Source organism: Amycolatopsis marina, from assembly GCF_900111885.1.
GTDB classification, from domain to species: domain Bacteria; phylum Actinomycetota; class Actinomycetes; order Mycobacteriales; family Pseudonocardiaceae; genus Amycolatopsis; species Amycolatopsis marina.
This window is the reverse complement of the sequence record NZ_FOKG01000010.1, coordinates 124,154-141,127: the sequence shown is the minus strand read 5'-3', so window position 1 is coordinate 141,127 and position 16,974 is coordinate 124,154. Positions and strand designations below refer to the sequence as shown.

Annotated in this window: 1 protein-coding gene (running past both ends of the window); it reads right to left on the bottom strand. The window is 67.3% G+C overall.

All 16,974 nt of this window come from inside a single coding sequence — locus tag BM199_RS17775, scabin-related ADP-ribosyltransferase, on the bottom strand. Of the gene's 56,193 coding nucleotides, 19,906 precede the window and 19,313 follow it; the stretch shown corresponds to coding positions 19,907-36,880 — codons 6,636 (partial) to 12,294 (partial); reading right to left, the first codon wholly in view occupies positions 16,970 to 16,972. Both the start codon and the stop codon lie outside the window.

Genomic DNA, 16,974 nt, shown 5'->3' with positions numbered 1-16,974 from the left:
GATGCTGACGTCCAGCGAAGCTGAGTTCGTCGAGCAACCCCGCGTGCATCACCAGTTCCTGGAAACGCGCAACATCGCCGGGCCGAGTCGGGTCGAGCCCGAACAGGCCCAACACCTGCAACTCGTCGGGCACCCCCACCGGCGCCTGTCCGCCGATGAGCGCGAGGTTGAACGCGGCCGGAAGTGCGTCCGGGTTGTCAGCGAAGCGCTCGTGCAGCGAACGAACGCGGACCATTCCGGCCCTGCCCGCGACCCGCAGGGCTGCCGGGAACTGTTCGGGCCCGAACAGTTCGTAGACCTCCCGGACATCCACCTCCGGCGCGCGCGGATCGACAAGCTGAGCGACATCCACCGGGCGCGACAACGCCGACCACAGCGCTTCCCGCCTTCCCCAGGCTTCGGCCGCGAGATCCGCACGGGCCGGCAACGCATCCCGGACGGCGGCCCGGAAAGACGCTTCACCGGTGTCGTCGGCGACAGTGGCCGCGTAGGGCAGTTGCTCGGTTGACGGCCGCGAGTCCTGCACGCCCGTCATGTGGATCCGCGCGTCCTCGGGACGGGTTTGGTCAGCGGCCGTGGGAGCGTTGGCGGTGGCTGCTTCACTTCCACCGGGCGATTTCGGCCGTGCGCCCCAGTCGCCACCGTTTAGGCGCGCCTTGTTCTGCTGTCCCGGCCTCGGCAGCACCCCGCGTTGACGCGGCTCGGCGTCATCCTGGTCAAGCTCAGCCGGACGACCACCGCCGTGTCCACCACCCCGCCTGCCCGGACCGTCTTCGGGCGTGTGCACCTGCTGCTGCCCGAAGGACCGTGGCGTGCGGTCGATCTGCTCCTCGATACCGAGGATCTCCGCGACCGCGAGGTAGTCGCTGTGCAACTGTTCGGTGAGTTGGTGCACCGCTGCAGCGAAGTACTGGGCGTACTGATCGCGCATCTGCGACATCGGCGCGCCGTCCCAGGCGAGCGTCTGCCGCAGAAACTCGCCGGCCTGGAATGCCACCCGGCCAAACTTGGCGTCGTTGGTTATCGACACACCCGCGGACAGCACCGACACGAGGATCTGCTGCAGCAGAACAGAGTAATCAGGGGACCCGTCCAGTTGCTGGACTCCCCGGCGGACCAATCCCGCGGCCCCGCCCGGTCCGAACTCCGGCAACAGATACGCGCCCTTCCCCGGCACACCGGTGGGCCCGGTGCGATACCAGGTGGCAAGTCTGGTGAGCTGATCTATCACGCCGGTATAGCCTGCCTTGGCGTCTCCGGGCCCGACGAACAGAAGAGCGGTACTGTCACCACCGTTCGGCAGCAGCAGGGTGTCCATCCCCGGAATTCCCGGCAATACACGGATCGTGACTTCTTGCCGGTGCCGCCCTCGCACCGTGTGCGTACCGGGCCTCGCCTTGTCGATTTGGAGCCGCAACTCGCCGGGGCCGATCTCCCAGATCCCGTGTAGGTTCGGAACCCGGTCCACCAGCTCGCCGTTCTCCACCAGCCGCCCGACCCCGTCGACGAGCTGCTTCGGTGACAGCTCCGTGAGCTGAGCCATTTCCTGCCAGCGGTCTTGATAAAATTGGAGGTTGCCCGCCAGGTGCTGCGGCGCTTGTTCCAGCAGCCGGGCAAGTCCGCTGATCCCCGCATAAAGCCGGCCCGTCCCGAAGTGCATCCAGTCGTCCATGGCGCGGCCGGTAGCGGTATCTGCGCCGATCGCCTTCACGGTCTTGTCCGCGGTCTTCTCGGCTATGTTCTTCGTCGTCGCCGTGGTCACCGCACCGTCGATAGCTGCCCGGATGACATTGGCCCCGTCCTGGACAGCACCGGTCGGATTGTCGTTTGCCGCTGCGAGCAGGGCGCTCGGGAGGTCGCTGCCCGCTGCCCCGATGGCCGTGTTAACGGCCAGCCGCCAAGTGGCCAACGGAAGCAGAAAACCCTCCCGCGCGAGGATGCTCGTCAGTTTCCTGCCCACCTCCTCGCGCAGTGCGTGCACTGTGGAGAAAGGGGGCACGGTCATGGTGAAGCCGCGCTCTATTGTGCGGTAACGCGTGTGCACGAGCGAAGGCGGGAAGTTCACGATCTGGTTCGGGTTGTGGTCCAGGGTGATCCGCATCTCCCGAGGTAACGCGGTCCAGGGCACGGCCGAAATGACCACTACCGGATCACCGGATTCCGGATCACGCTCCACCGTGATCCCGCCCACTCCCGGCGCGGCAAGAGCCTGGTCGCGAATCTCCTCTGCGACCTTGTCCAGCAGTTCCTCCCGAACCGTCGGCAATGGGTCGGCAGAAGTTGTACCGGCTGAGTCCGATGGCGGCGGCGCATGCCGCAGGATGTCCTCGGTGACTCGTCTGCTCATCTCCGCTGCCGCGGCGAGAAGCCCAAGCGACGTCTCTGCCATCTCGTTCCTGGCGCCCATCCCCTCCAGCTGCGCGTATCCGAGGCGTGCCCGCATCTGATTCATCCAGAGGTTGCCCGCAAGTTGATGCGTCCGCCGATTCGTGATTCGAGAGGGAACCGCGCCCACACGCGACCCGGCGCTCGCCCCGATGATCGGAAGAAACATCTCAGGCTTGCCCAGCTTCACGGCGAACCCAAGTGTCACCGGCACCTCAAAGAACAGCGTGAAGAGCTCTTCCCAAGCAACCTTGCCCAGTGATGGGTCTGTTCCCCAAACACTTTCACCGTAGAGGAGCACATCGACTATCTGCTGGGTCAGCTCGTGCCAGAGCCGCGCGTCATCTGCGGCAAGCAGCTTCGGCGAGTAGACAACCTCGTACACCAACCGGGAATCGGACGCGTCGCCCGCGACCAGCCACTGATTCGAGTACGGCAACTCGCCTGGCACGAACGACACTTCCAGTCGCTCACCGGTACCCAGTTCAATCACGAGGTGCTTTTTCTTGGCGTCCTCCTTTTTATCTTTGACTTGCCACTTCGCGCTCTTGATGTTGTTGACCGTCTCGCGCATTCCTTCGCTCGGCAGGAGTGCGGCCGGGATCTGGCGCTTCCCCGCACGATTTGGATCGAGCGCGTCAGCGATATCTCCCGCCATTTCCCGCACCCGGGCGTCGAGCTGCTCGTGCTCGGCCTCGGTCAACGCGACCGCGGGCCTATACGGGGGCGCACCTGGCAGGTTGATGCCCATTTTCTCGGCGAGGACCTGGAGCTGTCGCGCGGTGTCGTGTCGGCCTTGGGTCAACGTAGGGATGGTGGGACCGGTACCTCCGCGCCAGGTCGCGAAGTGCCGACGCATCCGGTCGCCCGCCTCGACGCGCTTGCCCGCCAAAGTGTAAGCCAGCGGGACCTCCGTCAAAGCCCCGTAGAGAAGGCCTGCCTTTGAGCTGATCAATGCCATGGGGTCCATGCCCAGGCCGAGAAGCAGACTGGCGCCCGTTCCAAGCAATTCCCCTGCGGAACGCCCACCGGACCGGTAGGCCGTCGCCCGTACGAAGTTGGACACCGGCGATTGCCGGGAACGGTACCGCGCGACCTCGGACGTGATCATTTCCCGCAGCGCTGCCTCGACCTCGCCCAACGAGGCGTTACGGTCCACCAGCACCAGTCGCTGCCCGCCTTCGACCCAAGTCTCGGCCGGATCGAGCGGCCCGAGGATCTGGCCGTCGGGGAGGTCGGCGACCCGGAGCTGCAGGGTGAATCCGGGACGGTAGAACATCATGCGCCCGGACCCCGACCACCAGTGCACGTTGTAGACACCGTGCAGGGACGGTTCGCCGGCCGCCACCGCGTCCGGCAGCTCGTACTCCTGAACCGGGAACGTGCGTTTGGCGATCGGGAATTCGGTGGTCGCAGTGGTGACGATGCGACGCAGGTCGTCCTGGGACACGCCCTCCTCAAACGGATCGCCGAAGGACATGTGCTTGAGCACCCACTGCGCGTTCGCGTAGCCCGGGGCGGGGTGTTCCTCGGGCCGACGCAGGTCGTCGACGAGGGCCAGCCCGTGTGGGGTCAGCCGGTCGGCCAGTAGCGAATGCCGCATGGCCGCCTCGAACCACCGGCGGCGGCGCTCGCTGCCGTGCAGCGATTCGGACAGCCCGAGCCCGTGATCCTCCGGCCCCGTCCCGTTGACGGCACGTCGAATCTGCTCCTCGATCTGGTGCAGCCGGGAGTTCCTGGCCGACAGAACCTCGGCGGGAAAGTCCGCGGCACGCCGCCCGGCGAACCCCTCCGCCCGCAGTCCGGCCGCCTCCTGCTCGTGCTGAGCGAGGAGGGTGAGCAGCCTGTCCAGCGCCACCACATCGCGTTCGGCGAGTCGAAGACGGTAGCCGGGGCTGGGGTCGGCGCGGAAGGCGCGTGGCCGGTCGGCCGTGGCGTCCACCGGCTCGTCCGGTTCGACGGAATCGATCGCTTCCGGTCCGAGCAGTTGCGCCAGCACCGCGCTGATCGGGCCGAGGGTCCTGGACAGTTCCAGAACCTGCTGGTCGATGTCCTCCCTCAGCAACTCAACCAGCGCCTCCGCGTCCTCCGCCTGCTGCCGCAGCTCGTCGACCACTGTGTTCGTCTCTTCGCTCTCCGGCGGCGGGGCGCCCTCGTCCCCGAGCGCGATGAGGTGGCCGGCCGCCGCTTCAATCGCGGCGGTGCGTGCGTCATCGGCGTACGCGAGCAGAAGTTCCGTGTCTCGACTGCCCTGGGCAAGCTTGCCGAGCGACGTTGCGACGTGCCGGTGGGCGGCGGCCAGCCGGAGATCGGCATTTGTCAGCCGGGTGTGTCGGTTCGCCAGACCGGTCAACTCATCGGCGAGCGATTCTGCCTCAGCGGCGATAACCCCCGGTTCAATGTCGCGTTGTTCCCAACGCAGGGTGTACACCAGATCAGACAGGGCATCCACGACACGTTCATCGTGCAGCAGATCGGTGGCCGTCTTCGCAACGGTCCCTGTGCTCACCGGTGGAGTTGCCGTAGCTGTGGCCTCTCCGTTGCTCCTTGTCTCGCCTTCCCGGGCGTTGACCACCTCGGTCCGAGGGCCCAACTGCTCACGCAGTAGCCGGGGCAGCTGGTCGACTGCGGCCCGTAGCGGAACCCCCACCAGTATCGCCAGCTCTCCGCCCGTTCCCACCAACGGTGGGAACACGATTCGCAACGGGGAAAGCTGGTGCGCCTTGCCGTCGATCACCCGGAAGTCAGGTAGTTCCAGCCGAGGAGTGTCAGCGTCCGGATCGATCGCTACCACGACCTCCAGTTCCCGTCCGTCCACACGGAGCCGCCATACTCCGTCCACGTCGGTGGACGCGGCACCGTCGTGCCGTTGCAGGAACTTCTCAGCGGCCGCGTAGGTGCTCTCCGTGTCGGCGGTGCTGCTCTTTCCCTGTAGCACGGGCAATCGCACCGGACGGCCGGGTACGACCACACCCGAATCTGCGTCCGATTCGGGCTGCTCAGCGACCTGCTCGGTCTTCGTTGCCAGCGTCTGCGGTACCGGCGGAGACTGCTCAGACGACGGCGGCTCGGACGGCGGACCACCGGGGGGAGCGGGCGGAGCGGGCGCCGCTACCGGTTCCGGCACTGGCGGGGCCTCACCTGCTGTCTCGAACACAGGCATGTGGTGATTGCCGATTCGCAACAACCGCGCCTTGGCGAGGGGCACGGGCGGGCTGTGTTCGTGCCGCACGCCCGCCTCGTCGATCTCGGTGAGGTGTATCCCGTACCGCTGCGCCGCCAGCGTGGTCAGCTGTGTGGCGAGCGGGCCGTCCGCTGCTTCCTTTGGTTCTTTGCGCAGTGCTTCGAGCGCTTCTCGGCGTTTGTCGTCGGTTCGCAACTCTGACACCAACGACCACAGTGAACGGTCCGAGGCGGTGTCCAGCTCCTCCTCGAGCACTTGGAGCAGATCGGCACGGAACTCGGCCGGCGTGGAGATCCCGTACAACTCGTCCAGCAGCGCACGCGCACCGACGGGTAGTGAGTGGAACAAATTGTCCAAGCCGGGTGCCGTCCATGCGGTCCACCACCCGTGCTCGTCGAGGAAGCGCTGCTGTGCCGGGCTCGGTGCGTTCGGGTCGCGCACCTCGATGAGAAAGTCCTGCGTCGTGAGATCGCCGGTGTACCTGGACCCAGGGAGCTGGGTCGCCACCCAGGCCGCGTACGGCACCCCCCAACGATCCAGCGCCATGCGGATGTGCTCGACCTGGGCGCCCAGCAGGTCATCCCCTCGGTAGGAACGCTCCAGCGGGACGCCGTAGTAGTAGCGCTCGGCGATCTGCTGGACAGTCTTGTCCAGCTGCTTTGCCTCCTGCTCCGGCCTGCCGATCACCGGAGCAGGGTCAAGCACATCCAGCAGTTGCTCAAGGGACGGCCGGATCGTCGCCGCCGCTTCCAGCCATTCCGGGTTCACCTCGAGCAGCAACCGGCGCTGCCCCGGATCGAAAAGCCCATGCCGAAGCGCCAACTCGGCGGCCAACTGCTCCAGGCGGACCGCCTCCAAGCTGGTGAGTGGCACCTCGATTCCGGCCACCTCCAGGATCTGCCGGAACTGCGCCATGCCCGCAGGAGTCCGCGAGAACCCGAACAGCGGGGCCAACTCCCGCAGCGAACGGGGTGGGCTGCCTTGCGGCCGGACTCGCAGTTCGGCATGGAGCAGGTCGGCCAGGCTGTGCCGCCCGGTCAACGCCTCCTGGTGCAACGCGAAAAGGTCGAGCCCATGGGCGAGCGCTCGCCTGAGGTCGGCACCGGTGATACCTGCGTCGAGCAGAGCGCGGTGGAAGGCTGGGGCCTGCGCAGCCCAATTGGCCTGAGCAGTCTCGGCCGCACGCTCCAACTCCCGCACCGGATCCTGGGTCCGCCTCATGTCGTCGGTGCGGGTCGCGTGAGCTCGCACCAGGATCGCGTCCACATCGACGCCCGCCAGCGCGGCGCGGCCCAGTGCCTGCGCACGCTCCCCAGTGCGCGCGTCCTCAACCACCATGTCGATCGGCTTACCGAGACGACGTGCCTCTGCGGTCAGTTCTTCCGGGTCCAGTCTGCGACGGGCCACCAGCGAGGCCAGCTCATCCGGTATGGATTCGTTCGCCTTGCTGACAACACCGCCGGTGGGCCAGATCCGGTACGGGGTCACGGAGCCGTCCGGCTCGGTGTGCTCCAACACGATCTCCACACCCAGGGTCGCCGCCATCCCCCGACCGGTCTCCACCAGTCCCTCGGCGCCCTTCCGGTCGGGCGGAGTCTGGAGCCCCTCCAGCGTGACGTCGGGGTCCCCCGCGATCTCAGTGGTCAGCTGCTGCGCGGTGGCTGCGTCGGCGAGCATTCCCTCGGCGTCGGCAGCCGCCGCGATCCAGGCCTCGTGGGCCTCGTCGAACCGGGTGCGTGCATCGCGCAAATCTTCCCACGCGGCGGCTCGCCATTCCGGAGTCGGCGATGTCCGCCAGTGCCGATCGGCCTCGGACACCGTCTCTCGCGCGGCCAGCAGCGCCGCGCCGCGGTCACGGATCTCGGCAGCGGTCACCCGGGCACGCGCGGAGGCCCGCGACGCCTCCACCATCGCGCGATGATCGGCCAGGGATTCGGCATCGCGGCCGCTGCGGACGAACTCCTCCACCCGCACGCTCACCGCGTTCATGCTCCGCGTGACGTGCTGGGCCGCTGCGTCGTGCTCGGCGATCCAGTTGGCGGTGGGATCGACGGTCAGCCGCAGCAGCGAATTGGGCGCGATTCCCTCCGGTACCGCCTCCCTGGCCGCCTGCGCCGCGTGGGTGTGCGGATGTCGGCGATCGGCACCTTCCGTGAGGTCGGTCAAGCTGAGTACCGGCGCGTTGCGTTCTCGCGTCGCCAGCAGCAGCGGTATCGCCTCCGGGCCATACTGCTCCCGCAGCGCCGCAAGCTCCGGGTTGGTCCATTCCCGGGCGCTGTTCAGCTGCTCCAGCCACCACGGCAGGTCCCGCTCGAAAACCTCCAGGTTGAGATGGCCGCGCACATTGCGCTCAGTGTGTTTCTCCCCTCGCACCCGCGCATGACTGCCGTACTGGATGTGCTCCTGCACGCTGACGTCGGCCGAGTAGGCCAACCTGAGCAGGACGATCGTGCCTGCGTCCTCCCTGGTCATCTCCTGGCGCTGCCCACTCGCGGACTCGACCCCGACCCCGGCCTGCGCACCTATTCCGACCGACACGCCCGCGTTCAGTTCGCCCAACGACTCTTCGACGCGGCCCAACCGCTCGGTGACCCCGTCACGCAGACGATCGACAAATCCGTCCTCTTCGGACTTGGTCTCAATCGCCTTGTTGTAGGACCACGGGATCGGCCTGTTCCGGTTCTCCACATATCTGCTCAGCTTCTGCCACCGGTTCACCCGGCCGAGGTTTCCGGCATACTTGCCCCACACCTCGGGCTCGCTGAACGTCATCCGGACGTTCCCGACGGCAGTGCGTTCGGGAGCGCCTCGGAGTACCTCGTCCTGCAACACGTCGTGCCCGGTGCTGCTGGTGAGCAAGCGCAGGTTGCTCGGCACCGAGTCGGCGGAAAGAACGGTTCCGACAACCTGGTCCAGTTGCCGGGCATCATCACCCCAGAGCTTACGCAACAGCCGTTTCATCGCCTTGCGCAGCGGCTTCCCCTGGATGGTGGCGACCTCGGAATCGACGGGGAGTCGGGAAATAGGGCTGTGGTCGATCCAGCGTGGCCGGTCGTCGGCGTGCTCGACGCGGTCGGTGACGACCGACTTGGGGATAAGCGCGATGAGTTCGACGCCCAGTCCCCGGTGCGCGAGAGTTCGGCGTCTACCCGCGATACGCACCTCGAACACGACCCGGTACCGCTGCTTGACCTTGTACAGCCCGCCGTAGTCACCGCGAATCCCGATCGCGGTCCGCTGGCTGCTGTCGGTGGTCGTGGTGCCCGCACCACGACCGGTGGAGGCACCGACACCGTGCGCGCTCCCATCCCACGACACGTCGGGTGCGGCGCCGGGATCGACTCCGGTCCGACCGCTGTGGCTGACGGACTCGTTGCGTTCGTTATAGGCGTACCGCTGATTCTTGAGACCACCAGCCCGTTCTCCGACAATCTCGGGCTCGCCGATCGGCTCGGCACGGGCAACCAGTTCAATACGCTCGGTTCGCCACGGGAATTTTCCTTTCGGCACATCCGCGGACCACAGGATGTGCCAGTCATCGCCGTCGGTGATCTTGTCCCACGGACCCCGCAACCGCTTACCCGCGAGTAGCGCATCGATACCCCGCCGCAACCCTGGCAGGTTGCCGATTGTGGCGGGTACGTCGCCGCTGACCCCTGTGATCAGTCCGGGCACCGCCTGTTCCAGCATCTCGGTCACCACCGCATTGGGTGCCACCTCCGTGTCGGCATCGTCGTAGACTCGCAGGTCGTCGATACCGCTGAAGCCGAGTCCCTCGCCTTTCGCCACGTGCTCGGGCAGTTGCAGTTCCCGTAGCTTGCGCGGCGGCTCCGGATGCTCGCGAATGAGCCTATCGACCTCGGCGACCAGTTCCGTGTGTCCGGCCTGTTCGGTGGACAGCGCGGTTTCCTGGTGCGGACCGGGCTCGCTCTCGTACTGACCGAGCACGGCGATGAGCAGACCCCGGTGTTCCGCGCCGCCCTCGGTCGATTCGGTCGCGAGGCGGAGCGCCGCGCGGGATACCACGAGGCGGTCGACTGTTGCATCGCTCTCCCGCCACCGCCGTAGCAAGACGGCCACAATCTCCGCGGGCAGATCGAGCAGCCCCTTGCCATACAGTTCGAGCGCGTCGGACTCGGCCAGCACCCAGGTCACCGAGGTGCCCACGGTGGTGCTTTCCTTCGCCACCTTCCCGAGCGCGGCCGTGGTGCCGTCCAGCCCCATCGTCAGCTCGGTGCGGAAGTGCAGGCGCAATTCGCCGAAACTGATCGGCAACCGTTCCTTACCGGAGATCTGGCCCAAGACGGATGTGGAGCCCCAGCCTCTGGTGTGACCGCCGCCTACCCCATACTCTCCAGTCTCGATCGTGTCCCCGGACTCGCTCAACTTCCCGTTACCCGACGCATTGGCGTTCTTGAACACATTGGTGAAGTACGAGGACATCCGGAAGGCGAAGTCCCCGGTGACCATGTCGTCAACCATCCCGAGGAACTCGGTCTTGCCTGCCTTGGCGTCGATCTTCAGCGCATGCCGCTGGTGTGGTCCAAATCCGGCGTTGAACAACTGATCGTTGTGAATGCCACCCTCAATCAGCTCGTTGAACTTCGCGGTCAGGAAGTTCACACTGCTCATCGCGTTGAGCGCACCCCTACCTGCGGCGTCCAGCTTGTCCGCGCCCGGCAGCACCTTGCGTGCGGCTGCGGCCATTCCACGCATGTCCGCGGACACCACAACGGCGGAATTGGGGCGGAACACCTCGTGCGAAGTGGACTCTCCGGTGACTGCGACCGGCGGGTCCTTGTGCAGAAAGTCATTCGGCAGGTAGACGTCGGCGCTCCCGCGAAACGCGCCCTCGCTCCCCTCGATCACGTCATCCCCCTGGCGCAGCCGCGTCGTGATGACGTGCGGCACCCGGAACACCGCGACCTTGCCCCCGTACTCGACCAATTTCACGATGTTGGCCCGCTCCGAGTTGCTGTATCCAGCGCCGGTGTTGAAACCTCCTCCGCCACCGAAGTCGAGCCCGCCTCCATGCCCCGGGCCTTCGGTTTCCACCTCGTCCGGATGAATATCCTGCGCGCCACTGGTCAGGGCCAGATTGTGCCCGGTTCCCGCATTGGTGGACACCGAGTCGCCGATGGCGCTGGTGTCGATGTGCAGGTTCACCACGGCCCGAGCGTCGGTCAGCCCGAGCCACTCGGCTTTGTCCACCTCCTGCTTCAGTTGGACCTCGAGCTTCACCACTTCCAGCTCGTTGGGCGACAACGGCTTGACGCGCACGAGCTCCAGACCGATGCCGTCCTGGCTCAGCTGGGTGTACCGCTGCCTGAGCACCTCCGGGTCGAGTTGACGTTCGACCATGACCTGGTTCAGCAGTTGCAGACGACGGCGGCTGGACAGCGCACGGGCTCCGCCGGAAGGGGCGGCGCTGTCCTCACCGGCGGCAACGGCGCGATTGTCAGGAATGAAACCCTTCTCACGCAACATCGCCAGGACCTGCTCACGCAGGGGGTCCAGCTTCGCCTCGCGATCACCGACACCCGCCGTCGCGGATTCCCCCTCCGCGGCAACCTCCTCCGGCTCGTACCGAAAGTTGTCTACTGTGGACACGCCGGAGCCAGTACCGATCCGTCGCCCATTCGCATCCTGGGTGGTGAGGTGGGCCGGGTACTCCGGGACAGCCTCTCCCTCGGTTCGGACGGGCACGCCCCGGACGAGATTTCCCCTGTCGTCAACCGCGTCACGAGAGACCGGAAGTCCGTACCGATAGGCATCGGCCTCCGCGATCCGAGTGATCATCGAGCCGGCGACCTTTTCCCGGCCCAGCTCCAGCCCCTCGGCGTCGAACACGGAAATCTCATGCACCACCCCCGGCTTGTCATCCGGGTTGTCCCGATCACCCCAGACATAGGTCTGAACGTGACCCTTCATCCGGTCGACGAAGACCTCGATGTTCGTGTGCTCGGCATACAGCCCGCTGGCGTCCCCCCCGCTTAAGGAACTGCCCCCGTTCAACGACACGCTGAGGAAGTTGCGCAGCGGATTGCGCCACGAGCCAGGCTCACTGGAGTCGGTGGACTCACCCTGGTACCAGTCCAGGATCCGCCTTGCCTTCAACAACCCCTTGGAGGCATTCACGCCTCGGCTTCTGGAAGTGGATATCCCGGCGCCACCATTGGTCTTGTTCCACTCGGTACCGACCTGTTCAAGGTGGTCCTGATTGCTCGGCACACCCTCCGGCCGAGCGTTTGCCAGCTGGGGAATAGCACTGTGTCGTACCAGGAATCTACGACGACCGTCGCTGACCAGCAACGGTTCTCCGTTTGGTTGGTTCACCGAGGTGGTGAGCGTATCCGCCATCGCGAACACATGGGTGGAAACCTGATCGCGAATGTTGTCGTTGATCGGGTGTCCCGATCGGGCGATAATCTCCAGGATCTGCCGCTCAACTTCGCGACGGCCGGTCAGCTCCAGGGCCGCGGCATGAGGGAACTTTGTTGCCCGGTCCGGATTCCCCTCCGGGAGTTGGACGGTCTCCTTGAGTTGCCGGTAGTAGCTGTCCGGGACCGCGATCAGTGCGGTACCTGCTTTAGTACCGAGTTCGTCGGTGGAGAACGTGACCGGGTTCACGGCCCTTTGCTCGACCGGATCCCACTCGGCCAGCTCAACAACCGCGACAGCTTCAGTCGGAGTGGCCGGGCCTCGGTTGTCCGCCACCGCGAAACCGGTCTCGGCGAGTTGCGCCGAACCGGCGTTCTGGCTCAGCGTGCGGCTAATCTTGAACTCCGCGCCGCCCGGTGCGCCCGGAAACAGCAGTTGACTCACCTTGGCGAGCGCTCCGACGGAGATCGTACTGCTTCGCGCGGTGTTGAGTCCCGCCACACCCCACAGACCCTGGCCCAGGTTTCCGTGGATCTGTTCGTGGTTGCGGATCGGGGACAGAACCGGCTTCGGGTCGGTGAGCACCAGCCGGATCAGGAACTGACGCTTGCCCCTGCCGAGCGTGACGACATGGCCGTCGACCGAGGCGATGTTGCGGTAGTTGGCAAGCAGGCGGTCATTCAACTCCTCAACACTGATCGCATCGTCCTCGTCCAACCGGGTGTCGCGGTAGACCGAAAGCTGCTGATCGTCCAATTCCTTGACGTTGGTCGGATCGGCATCGTTGACTCGCTTGTTGACGTACGAGGCGATCTCGGCGAGGTAGGGAAACTCGCCCATCGGCACGCCAGCGAGCAGCGCCTCCGGTGAGACGGTGTCCACTTCCACATGATTCGGGCCTTTACTCTCCGGAGCACCAGAGGCTGCGGGCACATCCGCTGCGGCGTCGGCTTCCGGCGGACTGACCGATTGGCTCGCGTCAGCGGGCTCGGCGATCTCGGCCAACTGTCGGACACCGTCGCGCAACCCGGACCAGTTCCGCAGCATCCAGTCGGTCGGGGCCTTGGGCAGTTGCTCCAGGCGCACCCGGACGAGCGGGCCGGGCGAGCCGTCGGGACGCGTTTGCGCGGTCTCCACCTGCCAGCCGCGAACGTCGGGATCATGCACGATCTCCAGCGCGCCGGTGGTGCCGTCCTCGAAACGCACCTGCCACAGCACACCCGTGTCCGAGGCGTCGGCCAGATACCGTCTGCTCGCGACACCGTCCAGCTTGCCCTTCTTGAAGAACCGGTTGACCTCCTTGATCACGGCGTAGGCGTGCTCGCCCAGCGGCACCGGTCGGGACTGGCCGGAGTCGGGCGGGGCGGTCGGTGGCGCGGACGCGGGAGGTGACTGCCTGGGCTGGCTGCGCCCTATTTTGGTGCCATTGATCGATATGACGTCCCCGGAATCGACACTGTCGATCCGCACACCGTGCCCACGCAGCGTCCGGCTCACCTGTTCCAGCGGAAGCCCACGCCCAGTTCCGATGTAGACAGTGCCGCGCACCGGAACGGCGTCGACAAGCGCCTCCAACATCCCGATGTGCTCACGGGACAACCGCTCGTGCGGCCACTCCGCCAAACGCACCCGTGTCGGCACGGTCGCGGCCTGCGCACCGGCCACAGGCCCGTTACGGTGGTACTCGGCCCGGGCGCGCGCGCTCGACGCCACCGCGGCATCGGTGGCCCGGTTCGCGGCATCCGCATAGCGAGCCGCGTATGCGCCCGGATCTGCAGACCCCTTCTTCGCGGTGATCACGACCGCCCCGTCGGCCGCGTCGGGCCAACCGATCGTGACATCCGTGGCGCCGAGCGCAACCAGGGTGCGCAGCACATCGGGCAAGTTCTCGTATACTTTCCTGCCGGTCCTGATCTCCAGCAGCCCGCCCGTACGAAGCGCGTCCATACCATTGACCAGACCGGTGATCCGGCTCTCGGTGAACTCGGCCGCGTTCAGGTACTCGAACCGGACCTGGTCGAAGTGATTGTGTCGTACGGGACGGGCGGCGAAATCGGCCACCTCGTCCGGTCGGCCGGTTTCCCGAATTCTGGCGGCACGCCCGCCGTCGACGACGAGTGTGCGGAGGCTACCCAGTTCGGCCGGGTCTCTGGTGACGGACAGTGAGTCGAGCGGCGGGCGCGGAATACGCCGCCCGAGCCGTTCACTCCGCTCCTGTCCGAGCGGACTGGTCTGACCGGTCCTGTCGTCCGGCCTCCGGGTGCGATTGGAATCCGACGGCATAGCCGGATCGGTGCCAGGATCGGCGGGCGTTATGGCGCGCGAATTCCCGTCGGGCTCCAGCCGCACCACCGGCATGAAGTGCTCGCCGTCGGATCCGGTGCGCAGGAGAGTCAGTTCGGGGCCGTCCGGATCGCCGACTATGTGCGCGCGTCCTGCCCTGTCGACGATCCGCAACCGCAGCCCCAGCTCGGTGGCGAGGGTGGCCGGCGCGGCCGCGGCCGAGACCCCTGCCAGGAGCTGGTTCAAGCGCGTCAGGGAGGGAGGCTCGGCGAGCTGACTCCGTGCGGCCCGGTGGATCGCCAGCGCGAAGGCGCCAGCTCCCCGGCGCGCCCACTGGGCCCGCGCGTCGTGCTGGTTCAGGAACCGACGTTGTGCCGGGCTCAGTACGTTCGGGTCCCCGGACTCGTGCGCCAGGTCGCGTCCCGACAGTGCGGCGGTGAACGCGGTGCCGGGCATGCGCGAGGCGAGCCAGGCGCCGTATGCCACGCCCTCACGGTAGATCGCCGCCCGGATCTCGGCCTCGATGCCGGGATCGGTCTCCAGCGTGCTCAGTGCTGCCAGATCCGCCGGGACACCGTGGTAGTACAGCTGCAACACCCGCTGCGTCGTGTCTTTCAGCTGGGCCTGGTCCGCGTCGGGCAGTTGAGCGACCTCGGCGGAGACCGCATCGGTGAGCACGGCCTGTGACGGACGCATACGGAACCCGTCACCCAGCCAACCCGGGTCGTGCCGCAAGACCGCCCGGCGCTGGGCACCGGTGGTCAAGCCGTGCCGGAAGAGCTCACCGGCCAGCCCCGACAACGCCGCCCGGTCCGCGGCCGCGAGCTCAGCGGCAATATCCGCTTGCGAAAGCGCCTCACGGAAGGCCGCGACCTCCTCCGACACGGCTGGGTCGAAGCCGAACAACCCAGCAGTCTCGGCGAAAGTGGCGGGCAAACCGGGGTTGCGGTCCATTCCCTCCAGTGCGGCACGCAGCCCTTCGGAACCGTGCTGCCAGTAGATCGCCCACAGGTCAACGTCCCGGCCGTGGGCCAGCAATTCGGCGCTGTCCCGACCGGCCAGCACCTCCCGCAGAACAGCCTGGAACCCCTCACCGCCCGCTGCCCGCTCGGAACGCGCGGCCATGGCTCGTTGGTCGAGCAGTTGTCCACGGGGTATCCCGGTTCGTCGGGCGTCCCTCGTCGCCGCGCCGATGTCCACACCGGCCCAGGCGGCCTCCAGCAAGGCGGTGTTCGTCGCGGCGGGCACGGCGGAAAGCAACCCGTCACGACCCGGGCCCTCAGGCGCGGCGGCCTGCCGGAGCGCCCCGGGAGCCTCGCGCAGTGCTTCCTCTCGAGGTACCGGCGGTCCGGCCTGTGCCGGCGGAAGCACCAGCTGAGCGACCGGCTCTCCGAGGACGGCACCCGCGTCGCGGGGCAGCACCGGCAGGAAGTGTTCCCCATGGCGCAGCAGGACCGGCGAGCCCGGTGCCAGCTCCCCGATGACGAGGTCGTCGCCCACCGCGTCAACGACCACCAACCCCGGCAGGCCGATCCGGCGAACCGCTTCGGCAGGCAGCTCCTGCGCCTCGACACCGCCCAGGCGCTCGGCGATCTCGGTCTGGGACGGCAACTCGCCCGCCATCCCCGTGGCACGGTGCAGCGCCTGCGCGAAGGCTGCCGCCGTGCCTTGACCGTGGTCCACCCAGCCGACGTCGCGCCCGAGGCGGTTCAGGTACTCCCGCTGGTCGGCGGTGACACCCACCGCCGTGGCGCCGGCTGCGGCGGTCAACCGTTCGGCAGCCAGTCCGGCCTGCGGCCGCGCACCGGGCATCCGGCGGGCCACCCAAGCGCCGTGTTGCGGACCGGTGGCGAAAATGGCTGCCTGCACCTGCTGGATCACCCCCTCCGGAGTCGGTGACGTGGACTCGTCCGACTCCGTGGGCATGCCGTGGTAGTGGATGCGCAGGATCCGCCGGGTTTCCTCCTCGAGGGCACGCCTTGTGTTCTCGTCGAGCCGGTCTATCTCGGCAAGCGTTGCGGTGGTCCGGTCCTCCGGCGAGCCGGGCAGGGCGGTCAGGGGGTGCAGGTGTGCCGGGCGCGCGTGCCGGGCATCGGCCAGCCACCACGGGTTCAGCTCGATGAACGCCCGTCGCTGCGCCCCGGTCCACAGGTCGTGCGCGACGGCCAGCTCGGCCGCCAGCCACCGCAGGAGAGACCGGTGCACGGAGCTGAGCTCCGCGGGCCATCCCGCGCGACGCAGCAGGCCCGCGAAGCGGTCGACGTCGGCGGGGGCGGCCGGGTCGAACCCGAACATCCCGGCGATCCCTGCGGTGTCGGCGGGCAGCGGCGGTGGCGGCGGCTGGTCGGTCCCAGCCAATACGAGGCGCAGCGCGGCGTCGACGTCGCCTCCGAGGTCGCGATGCAACGCGCGCACCATGTCCACACCGTGTTCGAGTGCGATCGCCAGCACACGATCCAGGTTTTCCGCACCGAACTCCCGGTACAGCTGCCGGACGTCCAGATCCGTGCCGTGCGGGAGGAACCGATGGATTTCGAGCCCTGCCATGGCGTTACGCAACGCGAGTTGGTAGGCCTCGCCGTCCTGGGCCGAGGCGGCGATCACCTCCTCGGTGCGCTCGGCCACCACGTCACGGACAGCGCGCTGGCCTTCCCACGCGTCCTGGTGTGCCTGGTCCACGTCCACACCGACCCAGGAAGCCCGCGCCGCCGTCTCGTTTCGCGCCTCGAGGATCGCGCTCG